14 protein-coding genes are annotated in these 16,278 nt (G+C 62.1%); 10 read left to right on the top strand and 4 right to left on the bottom strand.

The genetic code is table 11. The features are described 5' to 3' along the window. Positions 1-200: 200 nt before the first annotated feature. The gene (locus LIY36_RS10810; RefSeq protein WP_226455675.1) at positions 201-1,538 is read left to right on the top strand and encodes an MATE family efflux transporter; all 1,338 of its coding nucleotides are present in this window, start codon (positions 201-203) and stop codon (positions 1,536-1,538) included. A 56-nt stretch (positions 1,539-1,594) separates the two neighbouring features. Here LIY36_RS10810 and speA read toward each other — a convergent pair whose 3' ends face one another. The 4 genes from speA to LIY36_RS10790 all read right to left on the bottom strand — a co-directional run bounded on the left by speA (position 1,595) and on the right by LIY36_RS10790 (position 5,826). Continuing rightward, complete coding sequence (gene speA / locus LIY36_RS10805) at positions 1,595-3,508, bottom strand: arginine decarboxylase (protein WP_192300185.1); 1,914 nt, start codon at positions 3,506-3,508, stop codon at positions 1,595-1,597. A 144-nt stretch (positions 3,509-3,652) separates the two neighbouring features. Further along, the gene (locus LIY36_RS10800; protein ID WP_005784408.1) at positions 3,653-4,024 is read right to left on the bottom strand and encodes a translation initiation factor Sui1; all 372 of its coding nucleotides are present in this window, start codon (positions 4,022-4,024) and stop codon (positions 3,653-3,655) included. Positions 4,025-4,219: 195 nt separating this feature from the next. Further along, positions 4,220-4,756: an NUDIX hydrolase gene (locus LIY36_RS10795; RefSeq protein ID WP_226455674.1), complete on the bottom strand. Its 537-nt coding sequence runs from the start codon at positions 4,754-4,756 to the stop codon at positions 4,220-4,222. Between the two features lie 2 nt (positions 4,757-4,758). Then, a complete protein-coding gene (locus LIY36_RS10790; protein ID WP_192300187.1) occupies positions 4,759-5,826 on the bottom strand; it encodes a DUF2333 family protein in 1,068 nt (355 codons plus the stop codon). Between the two features lie 300 nt (positions 5,827-6,126). On the opposite strand from LIY36_RS10790, the gene LIY36_RS10785 reads away from it, so the two are divergent. From LIY36_RS10785 to fis, 9 genes are all read left to right on the top strand, one after another. After that, positions 6,127-7,797: a response regulator gene (locus tag LIY36_RS10785; protein WP_192300188.1), complete on the top strand. Its 1,671-nt coding sequence runs from the start codon at positions 6,127-6,129 to the stop codon at positions 7,795-7,797. Positions 7,798-7,850: 53 nt separating this feature from the next. After that, on the top strand, positions 7,851-9,812 hold the full coding sequence (locus LIY36_RS10780) for a methyl-accepting chemotaxis protein (protein WP_226455673.1): 1,962 nt from the start codon (positions 7,851-7,853) through the stop codon (positions 9,810-9,812). Positions 9,813-9,987: 175 nt separating this feature from the next. Then, positions 9,988-10,443: a type II 3-dehydroquinate dehydratase gene (gene aroQ, locus LIY36_RS10775; RefSeq protein ID WP_017738538.1), complete on the top strand. Its 456-nt coding sequence runs from the start codon at positions 9,988-9,990 to the stop codon at positions 10,441-10,443. A gap of 24 nt (positions 10,444-10,467) precedes the next feature. Beyond that, on the top strand, positions 10,468-10,932 hold the full coding sequence (gene accB / locus LIY36_RS10770) for an acetyl-CoA carboxylase biotin carboxyl carrier protein (RefSeq protein ID WP_226455672.1): 465 nt from the start codon (positions 10,468-10,470) through the stop codon (positions 10,930-10,932). A gap of 17 nt (positions 10,933-10,949) precedes the next feature. Then, complete coding sequence (accC, locus tag LIY36_RS10765) at positions 10,950-12,311, top strand: acetyl-CoA carboxylase biotin carboxylase subunit (protein ID WP_010213490.1); 1,362 nt, start codon at positions 10,950-10,952, stop codon at positions 12,309-12,311. Between the two features lie 262 nt (positions 12,312-12,573). Next, entirely contained in the window at positions 12,574-13,452 is an 879-nt protein-coding gene (prmA, locus tag LIY36_RS10760) for a 50S ribosomal protein L11 methyltransferase (protein ID WP_226455671.1), read from the top strand. A 30-nt stretch (positions 13,453-13,482) separates the two neighbouring features. Next, entirely contained in the window at positions 13,483-14,736 is a 1,254-nt protein-coding gene (locus LIY36_RS10755; RefSeq protein ID WP_226455670.1) for a DUF3426 domain-containing protein, read from the top strand. A gap of 185 nt (positions 14,737-14,921) precedes the next feature. Then, positions 14,922-15,935: a tRNA dihydrouridine synthase DusB gene (gene dusB, locus LIY36_RS10750; protein ID WP_226455669.1), complete on the top strand. Its 1,014-nt coding sequence runs from the start codon at positions 14,922-14,924 to the stop codon at positions 15,933-15,935. Then, positions 15,932-16,252, top strand: a complete 321-nt coding sequence (fis, locus tag LIY36_RS10745; protein ID WP_002555375.1) for a DNA-binding transcriptional regulator Fis — start codon at positions 15,932-15,934, stop codon at positions 16,250-16,252. The genes dusB and fis overlap by 4 nt, the downstream gene beginning before the upstream one ends. The last annotated feature ends 26 nt before the right edge of the window (positions 16,253-16,278 follow it).

Raw genomic sequence — 16,278 nt, 5'->3', positions numbered from 1 at the left:
GTTGCCAAGCCAAATCCCACAAACACTGAAGATCAAAATGTGGGAGCGGGCTTGTGTGGGAGCGGGTTTGCTTGCGAAGGCGGTGTGTCAGTCGACACATCTATTACTGAACCACCGCATTCGCGAGCAAGCCCGCTCCCACATTGGTCCTGCGATGACAAGGAGTGCCGGTTACAATGCCGCTCTCCCGAGGAGCCTGCATGTCCACCTTACTGACCGACTGGCGCGACCGCCCTACTCATCGCCGTGTATGGGCCTTAGCTGCGCCGATGATTCTTTCTAACATCTCGGTGCCGTTGGTGGCCCTGGTAGACAGCATGGTCATCGGCCACTTGCCCCACGCCCATCAGTTGGGCGCCGTGGCCGTCGGCGCCAGCCTGTACACCTTCCTGGCCTGGGCCATGGGCTTCCTGCGCATGGGCTCCACCGGGTTCGCTGCCCAGGCCGCTGGGCGCAATGATGGTGCGGCGTTGCGGCAAATCCTCCTGCAAGGGTTACTGTTGGCGCTGGGGCTGGCGATGTTGCTGGGCACGGTAGGTATTCCCTTCAGCCATCTGGCGCTGGAATGGATGCAGCCCTCCCCCGAGCTCAATCAGTTGACCCAGGATTTTTTCCACACCCGCCTGTTCGGCCTGCCCGCAACGCTTGCGAGCTATGCGCTGGTCGGCTGGTTCCTCGGCACGCAAAACGCCCGCGCGCCGTTGGCGATTCTGCTGACGACCAACCTGGTGAACATCGCCCTGAACCTGTGGTTTGTGCTTGGCCTGGATTGGGGGGTGGTCGGCTCGGCTCGAGCCTCGGTGATCGCCGAATGGACCGGCGCCCTGCTCGGCCTGACCCTCACGCAAAAAGCCCTGCGTGCCTACCCCGGGCATATCGCTTGGGCTGCGTTGCAACGATGGAAGAGCTGGCGCCCGCTGCTGGCGGTGAACCGCGACATTTTTATCCGCAGCCTGGCGTTGCAGTCGGTGTTCTTCATGATCACCGTGCAGGGCGCGCGCCTGGGCGATGCCACCGTGGCGGCCAACGCGTTGCTGCTCAACGGCCTGTTGCTGACCGCCCACGCATTGGACGGATTGGCCCACGCGGTCGAAGCCCTGTGCGGCCATGCCATCGGTGCCCACGACCGTCAGGCGCTAAGGCGTTCACTGGTGGTCGCCGGCGGTTGGTCGCTGATCGCCAGCGTCGGTTTTGCCTTGCTGTTCACGGTCGGCGGGCACTTGTTTATCGCCATGCAGACCGACATCCCCAGCGTGCGCGAAACGGCTGACCGTTACCTGCCGTATCTGGCGGTATTGCCGTTGATTGCGGTGTGGAGTTATTTGCTCGATGGCCTGTTTATCGGCGCTACCCGTGCGCGGGAGATGCGCAATGGCATGTTGCTGACGGTGCTGTTGACGCTGCCGTTCGCCTGGCTGTTGCAGGGGTTGGGCAACCACGGGCTGTGGCTGACCTTCCTGCTGTTCATGGCGCTGCGCAGCCTGACTTTGTGGGCGATTGCGTGGCGACTGAACCGGCAGGACCAGTGGCTTGGATAAAAAAATGTGGGAGGGGGCAAGCCCCTTCCCACATCTTGGATCGCCGTCGACTGTGCTTATGAGGACAGGTACGACGAACGCGTCAGGCCCAGGCGCAAGGCGTCGAGGAACTGGGTACGCTCAGACGCAGAGATCTTCGCGCTCGCACACTTGTCGCGGTAGTGGGTCATCAACTCCTCCGGCGACAAGTGCACATAACGCAGCATGTCTTCGATGGTGTCATGGGTCTCGATCCCGGCGCTGTACACCGAACCGTCTTCACGCTGGTAGATGTTCACCGAATCGGTATCACCGAACAGGTTGTGCATGTCGCCCAGGATCTCTTGGTAAGCACCAACCAGGAAGATGCCCAGCAAGTAATCCTCACCTTCGTTCAACGCATGCACCGGCAGGCTGGTCTCGATGGACTGCTCGTCGACGTACTGCTTGATCTTGCCGTCGGAGTCGCAGGTCAGGTCCTGCAACACCGCACGGCGCAACGGCTCTTCGTCGAGGCGGTGCAGCGGCAGGATCGGCAGGACCTGGCCGATGGCCCAGGTGTCCGGCAGGCTCTGGAATACCGAGAAGTTGCAGATGTACTTGTCGGCCAGCTTGTCGTTGAGTTCGTCCAGCACCTGGCGGTGCGAGCGCTGGCGGGCCTTGAGCGAGTTATGCAGGCGGCGGCACACGGCGAAGTAGCACTGTTCGGCCAGGGCCTTTTCCGCCAGGGTCAGTTTGCCGTCGGCGTACTGGGCGGCCACGTCGCTCATGTAGTGGGTGGCGCGCCAGTAGGTTTCGGTGACCATTTCAATGTCGGTCGGACCGAGCAGGTCCACCAGCCACTGCACGGTTTCCGGCAGGCTTTCCTTGTTTTCGATCAGCGGGATTTCGTCGTTGTGTTTCTCGACGTCGGTGACCTGCACCACCAGCATGGCGTGGTGGGCAGTCAGCGAGCGACCGCTTTCGGAGAAGATATGCGGGTGCGGCAGGCTCTGGGCGTCGCAGAACTCCTTGAGCATGCCCACCACCACGCCGGCGTAGTCGTCCATGTCGTAGTTGATCGAACTGGCGTTACGCGAGTGGGTACCGTCGTAGTCCACGCCCAGGCCGCCGCCGACGTCGATGTGATCCACCGGCAGGCCGAGGTTGCGCAGTTCGCCGTAGTAACGAATGGCTTCCTTGAACCCGTGCTGGTAGTCCGCCAGGTTGGCGATCTGCGAGCCCATGTGAAAGTGCAGCAGGCGGATGCCCTGGTCCAGGCCGGCGGCGCGGAAGCGCTCGACCACCGACAGCAGCTGCGCCGCCGACAGACCGAACTTGGATTTCTCGCCGCCGGTGTCCGCCCACTTGCTCGACGCCAGGGACGACAGGCGCACGCGCAGGCCGACCTGTGGCTTGACCTTGAGGCTGGCGGCCTCTTCGATCACCAGGCCGACTTCGGATTCTTTCTCGATCACGATGAACACGTTGTGGCCGAGTTTCTGCCCCATCAGCGCGAGGCGGATGAACTCACGGTCCTTGTAACCGTTGCAGACGATGGTGCCGCCCTTCGGCGCCAGGGCCAGCACGGCCAGCAGCTCAGGCTTGGAACCGGCTTCGAGGCCGATGGACACGTTCTGGGTGGCGATGATGTTCTCGATCACCGCTTCCTGCTGGTTCACCTTGATCGGGTACAGCGCGGTGTACTTGCTCTGGTACTCCAGGCGCTCGATGTTCGCATCGAAGGCGCCGGTCAGCTGGCGTACACGGTCTTGCAGGATGTCGGGAAAGCGCACCAGCAGCGGCAAGGACAGGCCGCTCTTGCGCAGCTCGTCGACTTGCTCGTAAAGGTCGACAGGCGTGCTGTTCGGGCCGTTCGGACGGACTTCAACGCGACCGGCATCATTGATCGCGAAATACCCGGCCCCCCAATGGCGAATCCCGTAAACACTGCGGCTGTCCGCAACTGTCCATTGGCTGCCATCGTCTTTGCGTGTGCGTCGTACGGACATCGAAGTCCCCTATAAATGAAGTCGAAGGCGCAGCCCCCTATCAGAGGCTGGCGCAGTCTAAAGAATGAAAATGACGATTTGCCTGCGCGAGAGGTAGGACCCCACTTGCAGGACAGAGTTTAGACACAGGTCGGGAAGAGGCTTTCAGCCGCCGGACTTCTTGGCCTTGTACCCGAGCTTGATCAGCTCGGCCAACAGCAACTCGACGTGATCGCCCTGGATCTCGATGACGCCGTCTTTCAACGCGCCACCGGTGCCACAACGCTTTTTCAGCGTGGTGGCGAGTTCTTTCAGGGCATCCTCGGCCAACGGCACGCCGGTGATGGTGGTCACCGTCTTGCCGCCACGGCCCTTGCTCTCGCGTCGCACGCGGGCAATACCGTCGCCTTCAGGGATCAGGGTCTGTTTGCAGGTGCACGAATCCACGGGCTGACGACAGTCCGGGCAGTGTCGACCTGCGTCGGTGGAAAATACCAGGCCACCAAGGGCGGCGAAGGATGCGGCTTTTTTGGCCACCGGCAATCCTCTTGGGAGGACAAAGACAGATCGGTGCCCGCAACGGGACTACCGACCGCGAAGCCCCACTCAGGCAGGGGCAGCGCTACCGAACCGCCCCACTCCTAATAGCAGGAAGGCTCGGGTGAAAAGTCGCGCAGTGTAACGGCAAAAAGCCGACTTGCTAAGGGCCAAATCGCGCCAATTTATGCAAGTTTAGCGACGCAGGGCCAGATAGCGACGCAGGCCCTCCTGGGCGTCCGGGCAATAGGGCTTTTGTTCAGCTTCCTGAAGGATAACGTCGAGGGGCAGAAAGTGCGCTTCCATGACCTCTTCGGGCTGCAAACGCAGCGCCCCGTCCCACACGGCAGAGTAGGACTTGCACCAGAGCCGGCTGTCGCCGTCGGCGAAATAGAAGTGATCATGCTCGACCAGTGCTACCCCGGCCACACCGAGTTCTTCTTCCAGCTCGCGGGCCGCCGAATCGGCGTAGCTCTCCCCCGCCGCGACCATCCCACCCGCCGCCGTATCCCAGAAACCGGGGTACAAGGCTTTGCTCAGGGTGCGTCGATGCACACACAGCTCGCCCTTGGAGTTGAACAGGAAGATAAACGTGCAACGGCCGATAAGACCGCGCTGGCGCAGGTCGGACCTGACCAGGTGACCGAGGAGCCTGTCCTCTTCGTCAACCCAGCAGATCAGTTCAGCATCAGAGGCCGCACGGTGTGCGGCCTCGTTTTGAGTAGCGTCCATCATCAACCCTGATTGAGGAGCTGACGCAAGTCGATCACTGCAGCGTTGGCCCGGGAAATGTAGTTGGCCATCACCAGCGAATGGTTCGCCAGTACGCCGAAGCCACTGCCGTTAAGAATCATAGGACTCCAGACCGGTTCCTGCGAGGCTTCCAGCTCACGGATGATCTGGCGCACGCTGACCGTGGCGTTTTTCTTGGCCAGTACATCGGCAAAGTCGACCTCGATGGCGCGCAGCAGGTGGGACAGCGCCCAGGCCTGGCCACGGGCTTCATAGAACACGTTGTCGATCTGCATCCATGGGGTTTCCACCACTTCTTCATCGACCTGCGGCACTTCACCCGGCGCCAGGGCTTCGGTTTTCAGCGCGGTGTTCAGTTTCACCCGGCCGACGCTGGCCGACAGGCGCTGCGACAGCGAACCCAGGCGGGTCGCCACGTCACCCAGCCAGTTGTTCAGGTTGTCGGCACGTGCATAGAACAAGGCGCCGCGCTGGTTCGGGTCGGACAGGCGCGCTTCATAGCGGCTCAGGGAATTGATGCCTTCCTGGTACTCGGACTCGCTGGAAGGCAGCACCCAGCTCTTGTTGTCGAAGTTGAAGCGCGGTTCGGCCTTGGCCAGGTCCGCGTCTTCGGCCGACTGCGACTGGGAACGCGCGAAATCTTTGCGCAGGGCGCGGGTCAGGTCACGCACCTGGACCAGCACGCCGTATTCCCAGCTGGGCATGTTGTCCATCCACAGGCCAGGCGGGAAACGGTCGTTGGAGATATAGCCACCGGGCTTGTCCAGTAAAGTGCCGACCACGGTCTTGAGGGTTTCGACGGTGGTATAGCCCACCACCATCTGCTTGCCTTCCTTCTCGGCGGCAATCTGCGCATTTTGCTGGACCGGGAACAGCGCCGGCTCTGCGCTCCAATACCACCCCAGGGCACCCGTGACCAACAGGTACAAGCCCAGCAGGCTGAGCACGGCGCGGCTCATCAGCAGGCTGCGAAAGTAGCTGCGGTTGGCCGACTTGGGTTCGGGGGCGGGGCCTTTGGTACTGTCTGCGCGGTTTTTCCAGTCCAGCATGGCGGGATCCTTTCAATCACTTGAGTTCATGCACGTCTATTGTCCGGGTGCGTTCAAACACTCCGACCACAACCCTACCCCATCGTGCCCGTCAGCGCGGGGCTTTTAAACGAAAGTGGCGCATACGGGACGTTCGACTATAAAGGATGCACGCTTTTTACGCTGCGCGACCGATGAGTCGAAAATTGAATGCGTAAGTCTCGCAGTTAATTGACGTATGACACTCATGCAACAGAAAAGAGGTGCTAGCATAGAGCCATCAGTTCGACCTCAGCATGCAGCCTTACTAGTAGTCAGGATATGACCGAGCCAGAAGACCCCAGCCGTGAGCGTCTCAAGCACCATTTTGCCCAGCGGGTAATTCATCAGGCACGTCAAATTCTTGAGATCTGGCAGCGCCTGCAACGCAGTGAATGGTCCAACGCTGACCTCTCCGAACTCAGCGAAGCCAACCTGCGCCTGCAGCGTTTTGCCGAGCGCTTCGAGCAGCCGGAGCACGGCCAGTTGGCGCGGCATATCGGCGAATCGCTCAAGCAAGTCGACGAAAACCGTGGCCGCCTCAGCAGCCACCTGATCACCGAACTCAATCGCCTGATGCAGCGCCTGTCGCGCACCGGGCTGCGCCAGGGCGACCAGCTCGAACAAACCTTCCTGCCACCGATGCGCAAGCCGATCTACGTGATGCTCGCCGATCACGACCGCGCCGAGCGCCTGGCCAAGCAGCTGGAATTTTTTGGCATGAGCGCGCAGTCCCTGGACAGCGTACCGGCGTTCCGAGCGTCGATGGCCGAGCGCTTGCCGTCGGCCATCGTCATGGACGTGGACTTTTGCGGCGCCGGCCTGGGCCTCAAGCTGGCCGCCGAAGCCCAGGAAGGCCTGGAGCAAAAACTGCCACTGCTGTTTTTCAGCCTGCACGAAACCGACACCCCGACCCGTCTCGCCGCCGTGCGCGCCGGTGGCCAGGAGTTCCTCACCGGCACCCTGGAAGCCTCCAGCCTGCTGGAGAAGATCGAAGTGCTCACCTGCGTCGCCCAGTACGAGCCGTATAAAGTGCTGATCATCGACGACTCGCGCGCCCAGGCCCTGCACACCGAACGCCTGCTCAACAGTGCCGGCATCGTCACCCGCACCTTGATCGAGCCGATCCAGGCCATGGCCGAGCTGGCGGACTTCCAGCCCGACCTGATCATCCTCGACATGTACATGCCCGCCTGCACCGGCACCGAACTGGCCAAGGTGATCCGCCATAACGACCGCTATGTCAGCGTGCCGATCATCTACCTGTCGGCTGAAGATGACCTGGACAAACAGCTGGACGCGATGAGCGAGGGCGGCGACGACTTCCTGACCAAGCCGATCAAGCCGCGCCACCTGATCACCACCGTGCGCAACCGCGCCGCCCGCGCCCGCCACCTCAAGGCGCGCATGGTGCGCGACAGCCTGACCGGCCTGTACAACCACACCCACATCCTGCAATTGCTCGAAGACTGCAGCTTCCGTGCGCGCCGCGAGAACAAGCCGCTGAGCTTTGCCATGCTCGACATTGACCACTTCAAGCGGGTCAACGACAGCCACGGCCACCCCATGGGCGACCGCGTGATCAAGAGCCTGGCGCTGTTTCTCAAGCAGCGCCTGCGCAAGACGGACTACATCGGGCGCTACGGCGGCGAGGAATTCGCCATCGTGATGCCCGACACCGACCTGGAATCGGCCTGCAAGGTGCTGGACGAAATCCGTGGGCGCTTTGCCGAAATTCACTACCCGGCCCAGCCGCAGGACTTGTGGTGCACCTTCAGCGCAGGGGTTGTGGAGCTGTGCGACGGTTCCGACAGCCTGATGATGGCGGCCCAGGCCGACGAGGCGCTGTACCGCGCGAAGAACGCCGGACGCAACCGAGTACAAGCGGCGCGCACATCAAAGCAAAGTGCCACCTTTTCACCGGAATCCACTGATTCCGTCATAACCTTGTAATGAAAGCGCAATAACTTCAGGCACTTACCTTTTGCTGTCGGTTGAAATCCCGCATGCGCCTGAAGCTGCTGACCAATCTCAATACCCTTCTGCTCGTGGCTGTGTGCCTGGCGCTCGGGGCGACACTCTGGTGGTCGCAGCGGGCACTGGAGCGTCCGTATTTGCTGATGGAACGCTACCTGGGCCTGTCCCAGACCTTCCAGAACCAGGCCGCGCGCAATATCGACGACTACCTCGCCAGCGGCGACGCCCTGCGTTTGAGCAGCGCCAGCCAGAGCCTGGAAAACCTGCTGCAACATCTGGATGAACTGCCTGCCGACCTCGCGCAAAATCTGCGCCCGAGCCTTGTGGACCTGGACGCCTTCAGCAAGACCGACCTGCTCGCTGCCGGCAAGCTGGCCGGCGACCCGCAAGCCCTGCTGCTGCAAGCCGAGCGCGAATTGGGCGCAAACCTGGAGCAACTGAGCCAATACGCCATCGGCGTGAATTCCCCCCAGGCCGCGCGCTACCTGCCGCCGCTGCTGGCCGCGTCGCAACACCTGGGCAAACTGTCCCTGGCCCGCGACAAGCTGGTGAGCAGCGGCCGTGCGGAACTCGCCGATGATGTGGAGCGCGAAGTCGGCAACATCCGCAGCCAGGCGGACCTGCTGGAACAGCTGCCGCTGCTGGGCGTGACGGCCAGCGCCGAATCCAGCGCCGACGACTTCTCCGCCCTGATGGGCCTGGAAAACAGCGAAAAAACCGAAGCCCAGGACACCGGCGTCGACCTCAAGCGCGAACTCAACAGCCTGCTGACCCGCTACCCCGCCGAACTCAAGCGCACTCGCGAGCAGATCCAGCAGCGGGCCGACCTGGCCAACGCCACTCACCTGAAAATCAACGCCGTGCAACAAGCCATCGCCAGCCTGGAGCCGGTGGTGCGCGCGCAGCACGGCAAGATCCAGGGCGAAGTGCGGGTGATGCAAGGCGTGATGATCGGTCTGATCCTGCTGATCGCATTGCTGATCGACACCCTGCAACGCCGCTTGGCGCGAGTCCTGACCAACCTGGCACCGGCCCTGTCGACCTGGGCCGAAGGCGACTTCAGCCAGTCGATTGCCTTGGGCAAGACCAACCGCGAACTGCACGACATTGAAGCGTCGCTGAACCGCCTGCGCGCCTATTTGGTGGCGTTGGTCGGCACCATTCGCGGCAATGCCGAGGAAGTCGCCGGCAGCAGCCGTGCATTGGCCGAACTGAGCAGCGGCCTGCATGACGGCGCCGAGCGCCAGGCCGGCGACACCGCGCAGATCCGCGACTCCCTGGGCGAACTCGAAGCGACCATTCAACAAGTCGCAGGCGACGCCAGCCAGGCTGCCGGGGCCAGCCGCAGCGCCGGTGACGCGGTGGAACAGGGCCAACGGGTGATCGGCCTGAGCCTGACCGGGCTACATGCGCTGGTGGGTGAAGTGCAGCAAAATGCGCAGATGATCGAGAAACTCGCTGAAGAGTCCGCGACCATCGGCGGCGTGCTGACGGTGATCCGCTCGATCGCCGACCAGACCAACCTGCTCGCGCTCAACGCGGCGATTGAGGCCGCCCGGGCCGGTGAAGCCGGACGCGGGTTTGCCGTGGTCGCCGACGAAGTGCGCTCCCTGGCGCAGCGCACCGCCGGCGCCACCGCCGAAATCCAGACCCTGATCGCCGGCCTGCAAGCCGCTGCGCACCAATCGGTGCAAGGCATGCGCGCCCAGGTCGAACACGCCGAAGCCACCGCCCAGCAGGCCCAGGCGGCCGACGGTGCACTGGATGAAATCGTCGGGGCGATCCAGACCATTTCCGCCACAGCAGTGCGCATTGCCGATGTGACCGCACAGCAGAGCAGCGCGGTCAGCGAAATCCGTGACAACAGCGAGCGGATTCACCAATTGGGTGAGGACAATTTGCTGCGCATCGGCCAGGGCCGCAGCCAGGGCGAGCATCTGCTGGTGCTCGGCGGGCAGCTCAACACCGCTGTCCAGGCGTTCCGCGTTTAACCCGGTCTCAGCCTGGATGCCGCTCCCACACTGACCGGATCCAGGCTCGCAGTCACAAATTTTGCGCTATCCTCGCTAATCGTGCTGCCTACTGCATAGAACTGGACAGTCACAAAGGCTTTGCGGCATAGTCGCCGGGTTCTGCCGTACCCACATCAATAACAAGGAACAGCCGATGGCGACCTTTCTGGTTCTACACGGACCCAACCTGAACCTGCTCGGCACCCGCGAACCGGGCGTCTACGGGGCAGTCACCCTGGAACAGATCAACCTCGATCTGGAACGCAGGGCCCGTGAAGCCGGCCACCATCTGCTCTACCTGCAAAGCAATGCCGAGTATGAATTGATTGATCGCATCCATGCCGCGCGCGGCGAAGGCGTGGACTTTATCCTGATCAATCCCGCCGCTTTTACGCATACAAGTGTTGCATTACGTGACGCGCTGCTGGCGGTGAGCATCCCATTCATCGAAGTGCATTTGTCCAACGTGCACAAACGCGAAGCTTTCCGCCATCACTCTTACTTCTCCGACGTAGCGGTAGGAGTGATCTGCGGCCTTGGCGCCAGCGGTTACCGACTGGCCCTGGAGGCCGCCCTGGAACACATTGAACAACCGGCCAAGCGCCCCTGACCGACCCTTGGGAGTTGATGATTCATGGATATCCGTAAAGTTAAGAAACTGATCGAGCTGCTGGAAGAGTCCGGCATCGACGAGCTGGAAATCAAGGAAGGCGAAGAGTCCGTACGGATCAGCCGCCACAGCAAGACCCCGGCCCAACAGTTCTACGCACCGCAAATGCAAGCACCGGCTCCTGCCGCCGCTCCTGCTGCTGCTGCGCCAGCCGCTGCCGCCGCTCCTGCAGCGCCAGCCGCTCCAGTGCTGAACGGTTTCGTGGTCAAGTCGCCAATGGTCGGTACTTTCTACCGCACCCCGGCGCCAACCTCGCCAGCCTTCGTTGAAGTGGGCCAGACCGTGAAAGTGGGCGACACCATCTGCATCGTTGAAGCGATGAAGATGATGAACCACATCACCGCTGAAAAAGCCGGCGTCATCGAATCCATCCTGGTAGAAAACGGTCAGCCGGTTGAGTACGACCAGCCGCTGTTCACCATCGTTTGAACCGCGGAGCGCCTTCGATGTTGAAACCTGCGAAGAAACTGCAAAAAGTCCTGATCGCCAACCGCGGCGAGATCGCGCTGCGTATCCTGCGCGCCTGTAAGGAAGAGGGCATCAAGACCGTCGCTGTTTACTCGACGGCTGACACCGAATTGATGCACGTGAAACTGGCGGACGAAAGCATCTGCATCGGCCCGCCACTGGCCACGAATTCGTACCTGAAGGTCTCGAACATCATCGCTGCCGCGGAAGTGACCGGCGCTGATGGCATCCACCCAGGCTACGGCTTCCTCGCGGAAAACGCCGATTTCGCCGAACAGGTGGAAAAATCCGGCTTTGCCTTCATCGGCCCGAAAGCCGAAACCATTCGCCTGATGGGTGACAAGGTTTCTGCCAAGGACGCCATGATCGCAGCCGGCGTGCCAACCGTTCCCGGTTCTGACGGCCCGCTGCCTGAAGACGAAGAAACCGCGCTGCGCATTGGTCGCGAAGTCGGCTACCCGGTGATCATCAAGGCCGCAGGTGGCGGTGGTGGTCGCGGCATGCGCGTGGTGCACAAGGAAGAAGACCTGATCGAAGCGGCCAAGCAGACCCGCTCCGAAGCGGGTGCCTGGTTTGGCAACCCGATGGTCTACCTGGAAAAGTACCTGACCAACCCACGTCACGTGGAAGTGCAAGTACTCTCCGACGGCCAAGGCCACGCCATCCACCTGGGCGACCGCGATTGCTCGCTGCAACGTCGTCACCAGAAGGTCCTGGAAGAAGCACCGGCACCGGGCCTGGACGAAAAAGCGCGTCAGGAAGTACTGGCTCGTTGCGTCAAGGCGTGCATCGACATCAACTACCGTGGCGCCGGTACCTTTGAGTTCCTCTACGAGAACGGCCGTTTCTACTTCATCGAGATGAACACTCGCGTGCAAGTAGAGCACCCGGTTTCGGAGATGGTCACCGGTATCGACATCGTCAAGGAGATGCTGAGCATCGCCGCCGGCAACCCGCTGTCCTTCACCCAGGACGACGTGAAGATGCACGGCCACTCCCTGGAGTGCCGCATCAACGCCGAAGACCCGAAAACCTTTATCCCAAGCCCTGGCCTGGTCAAGCATTTCCACGCGCCCGGCGGCAACGGCGTACGTGTGGATTCGCACCTGTACAGCGGCTACAAGGTTCCGTCCAACTACGACTCGCTGATCGGCAAGCTGATCACCTGGGGCGCGACCCGCGACGAGGCCATGGCCCGCATGCGCAATGCCCTGGACGAGATCGTGGTTGACGGCATCAAGACCAACATCCCGTTGCACCGGGACCTGGTCCGTGATGAAGGCTTCTGCGAAGGTGGTGTGAACATTCACTACCTGGAACACAAGCTGGCCAACCAGTAAGCGCTCCACCCGACAAAGCCGCCTTCGGGCGGTTTTGTTGTTTCTGGCCCCCGGATTTTACTGGCGGGATACATTTCCCTGTGGGAGCGGGCTTGCTCGCGAATGCGGTGCGTCAGCCAAGATATTATTCACTGACCCACCGCATTCGCGAGCAAGCCCGCTCCCACATTTGTTATGTGTACACCCCTCCCGCCGCTCGCGTAAACTTGCGCCCTTTCGCGACCCACCCGTCGCACATTCAATTTTTTCAAAGGTGCCCGCCATGCCTTGGCTGCAAGTCCGTCTCGCCATCAGCCCAGAACAAGCCGAAACCTATGAAGACGCGTTCCTCGAAGTCGGCGCCGTTTCGGTCACCTTCATGGACGCCGAAGACCAGCCGATCTTCGAACCCGAACTCAACACCACCCCGCTGTGGTCGCACACCCATCTGCTCGCCCTGTTCGAAGACGGCACCGATGCCGCCAGCGTGCTGGCCCATATGGAACTGCTCACCGGCGCACCGCTGCCGGAGCATCACAGCGAAGTCATCGAAGACCAGGACTGGGAACGCAGCTGGATGGACAACTTCCAGCCGATGCGTTTCGGCCAGCGCCTGTGGATCGTACCGAGCTGGCACGCCGCGCCAGAACCTGACGCCGTGAACCTGCTGCTGGACCCGGGCCTCGCATTCGGCACCGGCACCCACCCCACCACCGCACTGTGCCTGGAATGGCTGGACGGCCAGGACCTGCACGACTGCAATGTGCTGGACTTCGGCTGCGGCTCGGGGATTCTGGCGATCGCTGCCCTGTTGCTGGGCGCCAAGGAGGCCGTCGGCACCGATATCGACGTGCAAGCCCTGGAAGCCTCCCGCGACAACGCCGGGCGCAACAACATCGCTGAAGGCAAATTCCCCCTCTACCTGCCGGAGCAATTGCCCCAGGTGCAGGCCGACGTACTGGTCGCCAATATCCTCGCCGGGCCGCTGGTGTCGCTGGCGCCGCAGCTGTCGAGCCTGGTCAGGCCCGGTGGCCGCCTGGCCCTGTCGGGCATCCTGGCCGAGCAAGGTGAAGATGTTGCCGCCGCCTATGCCCAGGATTTCGAGCTGGACCCCATCGCCAACCGTGATGGCTGGGTACGCATCAGCGGCCGTCGGCGCTAGAATGAGCGCTTGCCTGAATCGGATGGCCGCATGACCGACAGTTTCGTCACCCAGTGCCCGCATTGCCAATCGCGTTTTCGCGTCAACCACGCTCAATTGAGTGTGGCCCGCGGCGTGGTGCGTTGCGGCTCGTGCCTGCAAGTGTTCAACGCGGTGCGCCAGTTGCTGGAGCAGCGCGCAGCCGCGGCCGCGGCCGCCTCGCAAGCCGAGCAACCGGCCAGCGTCGAGCCGCCCCCAGCGGCCCCGCGCGCCATCAGCCAGAAGCAATGGAGCGCCGAAGAGCTGGACCTGGACAACCTGGACCTGGACCAGGAACTGGCCAAGCTGGAACGCCGCGAAATTCAGCACACCCAGCCGCTTGGCGCGGATCGCCGTCAACCCGGCAGCGATCGTCGGCAAAAAGACGAACCTCTCAGCGCCAGCCGCGACACCATCAAGGCCGAGGAAGAAAAGTGGGCCGCCAGCCTGTTCAGCGAACCGCCGCAAGAACGCCTGCCGGCTGAAGAAGACGAAGACGACGCCGAACCGACGAATGCACCTGCGACCAAGCAGCGCACCGAACCGTCCATGTCGTTCCACACCGACGACCTGGATGAAGAGCCGCCACTGCGCGCGCCGCCGGACGAGGACGACATCGACCCGCCGTTCACGCCACTGACCCATGCCGCCGGCCAGTCGGAAGCCGAAGAACGTCTCGGCACCCGCCGCAAGCGCCCGCGCACCGAAGCCGGCGTGCACGACGATGTGCTTCAGGACCTGGAAGACGACCCGCTGCACCTCTACGCGCAAAAACGCCCGGCCAGCCTGGGCAGCCGCCTGATCTGGATCTTGCTGGTGCTGATCGCCGCCGGCGGCCTCGCCGCCCAGTACATCGCCTACCAGTTCGACGACCTGGCCCGTCAGGACGCCTACCGCCCGTGGTTCCAGCAACTGTGCCCGACACTCGGCTGCACCGTGCCATCACGGGTCGACATCGCCCACATCAAGAGCAGCAACCTGGTGGTGCGCAGCCACCCAGAGTTCGCCGGGGCGCTGGTGGTCGATGCCATCATCTATAACCGCGCGACCTTCTCCCAGCCCTTCCCCTTGCTGGAACTGCGCTTTGCCGACCTCAATGGCAACCTGATCGCCAGTCGTCGCTTCAAACCCGCCGAATACCTCAGCGGCGAATTGGCCGGTGTCAGCGAAATGCCTTCGCAGACGCCGATCCACATCTCCCTGGACATCCTCGACCCGGGCAACAAAGCCGTGAATTACAGCCTGAGCTTCCACTCGCCCGAGTGAATCGGCCTATGCATTGAGGTTTGACGGCGGATTCTTGACTGGACCCCGCGCATCCAAACCGGCGGCGATAAACAAATAACTGTTCAGATTTTATCCAATTCAGCCTTTATCCAGTCATCGAGAGCGGGTATCATGCCAACCCTTTTTCGAACTCTAATGATCCGGCCCCACAACAGGGAAGTCCTATGTCGGCGGTACGCATCGGCCCATATACATTGCACAACGGTTTGATTCTCGCCCCGATGGCGGGCGTCACCGACCAGCCCTTTCGTCAGCTGTGCAAGCGTTTGGGCGCGGGTCTAGTAGTCTCGGAAATGGTCACCAGCGACATGAGCTTGTGGAACACCCGCAAATCGCGGATGCGCATGATCCACGAAGGTGATCCCGAGCCCCGCTCGGTACAGATCGCCGGTGGGGATGCACAGATGCTGGCGGATGCAGCCCGGGCCAACGTGGAGTTGGGGGCGCAGATCATCGACATCAACATGGGCTGCCCGGCCAAGAAGGTCTGCAACAAGGCCGCCGGTTCCGCGCTGTTGAAAGATGAGCAGTTGGTTGCCGAGATCCTGCTGGCCGTTGTCGCCGCAGTCGAGGTGCCGGTGACGCTGAAGATCCGTACCGGTTGGGACCGGGAGAACAAGAACGGCCTGACGGTGGCGAAAATCGCCGAACAGGCAGGAATTACAGCGCTGGCGGTGCATGGCCGCACCCGCGCCGACCTTTACACAGGTGAAGCCGAGTACGACACCATTGCCGCGATCAAGCAGGCGGTGTCGATACCGGTATTTGCCAATGGCGACATCGATTCAGCCGAGAAAGCCCGGCGCGTGTTGCACGCCACTGGCGCCGACGGCTTGTTGATTGGCCGGGCAGCCCAGGGGCGGCCCTGGATTTTCCGTGAGATCGACCATTTTCTGCGTACCGGCGAAGTCTTGCCGGCACCGGAGCTGATCGAGGTGGAACGTATTCTGCTAGAGCATCTGGCCGCCCTGCACGCCTTCTACGGAGACGTGATGGGAGTACGCATTGCTCGCAAGCATGTCGGCTGGTATCTCGCAACCCTGCCGGGCGCCAGGGAGTTTCGCGCCCACTTCAATCGTTTGGATGATACGGAAGCACAGTGCGCCAACGTTCGTGAGTTCTTCGGCGAGCGTTACAAGAGCCTGGGGACAGGGGACGGAGAGGGGGTGGCCGCATGACGATGATGACCGAGACTTTAGTGAGTGGAACGACACCCGTGAGCGACAACGTCAATTTGAAACAGCACCTGAACACGCCGAGCGAAGAAGGCCAGACCCTTCGCGGTAGTGTCGAGAAGGCGCTGCACAATTATTTCGCCCACCTTGAGGGCGCATCCGTCACGGACGTGTACAACCTGGTGCTCTCCGAAGTCGAAGCGCCCTTGCTCGAAAGCGTGATGAACTACGTCAAGGGCAACCAGACCAAAGCCAGTGAGCTGCTCGGCCTCAACCGTGGCACCTTGCGCAAAAAGCTCAAGCAGTACGATTTGTTGTAAGCATTCAATCAAACCAGAAAGGCGCC

It is taken from the genome of Pseudomonas sp. AF03-9 (assembly GCF_020515815.1).
Lineage (GTDB): Bacteria > Pseudomonadota > Gammaproteobacteria > Pseudomonadales > Pseudomonadaceae > Aquipseudomonas.
The sequence above is the reverse complement of the archived record's forward strand: the minus strand, read 5'-3'. Positions and strand labels throughout refer to the sequence as shown.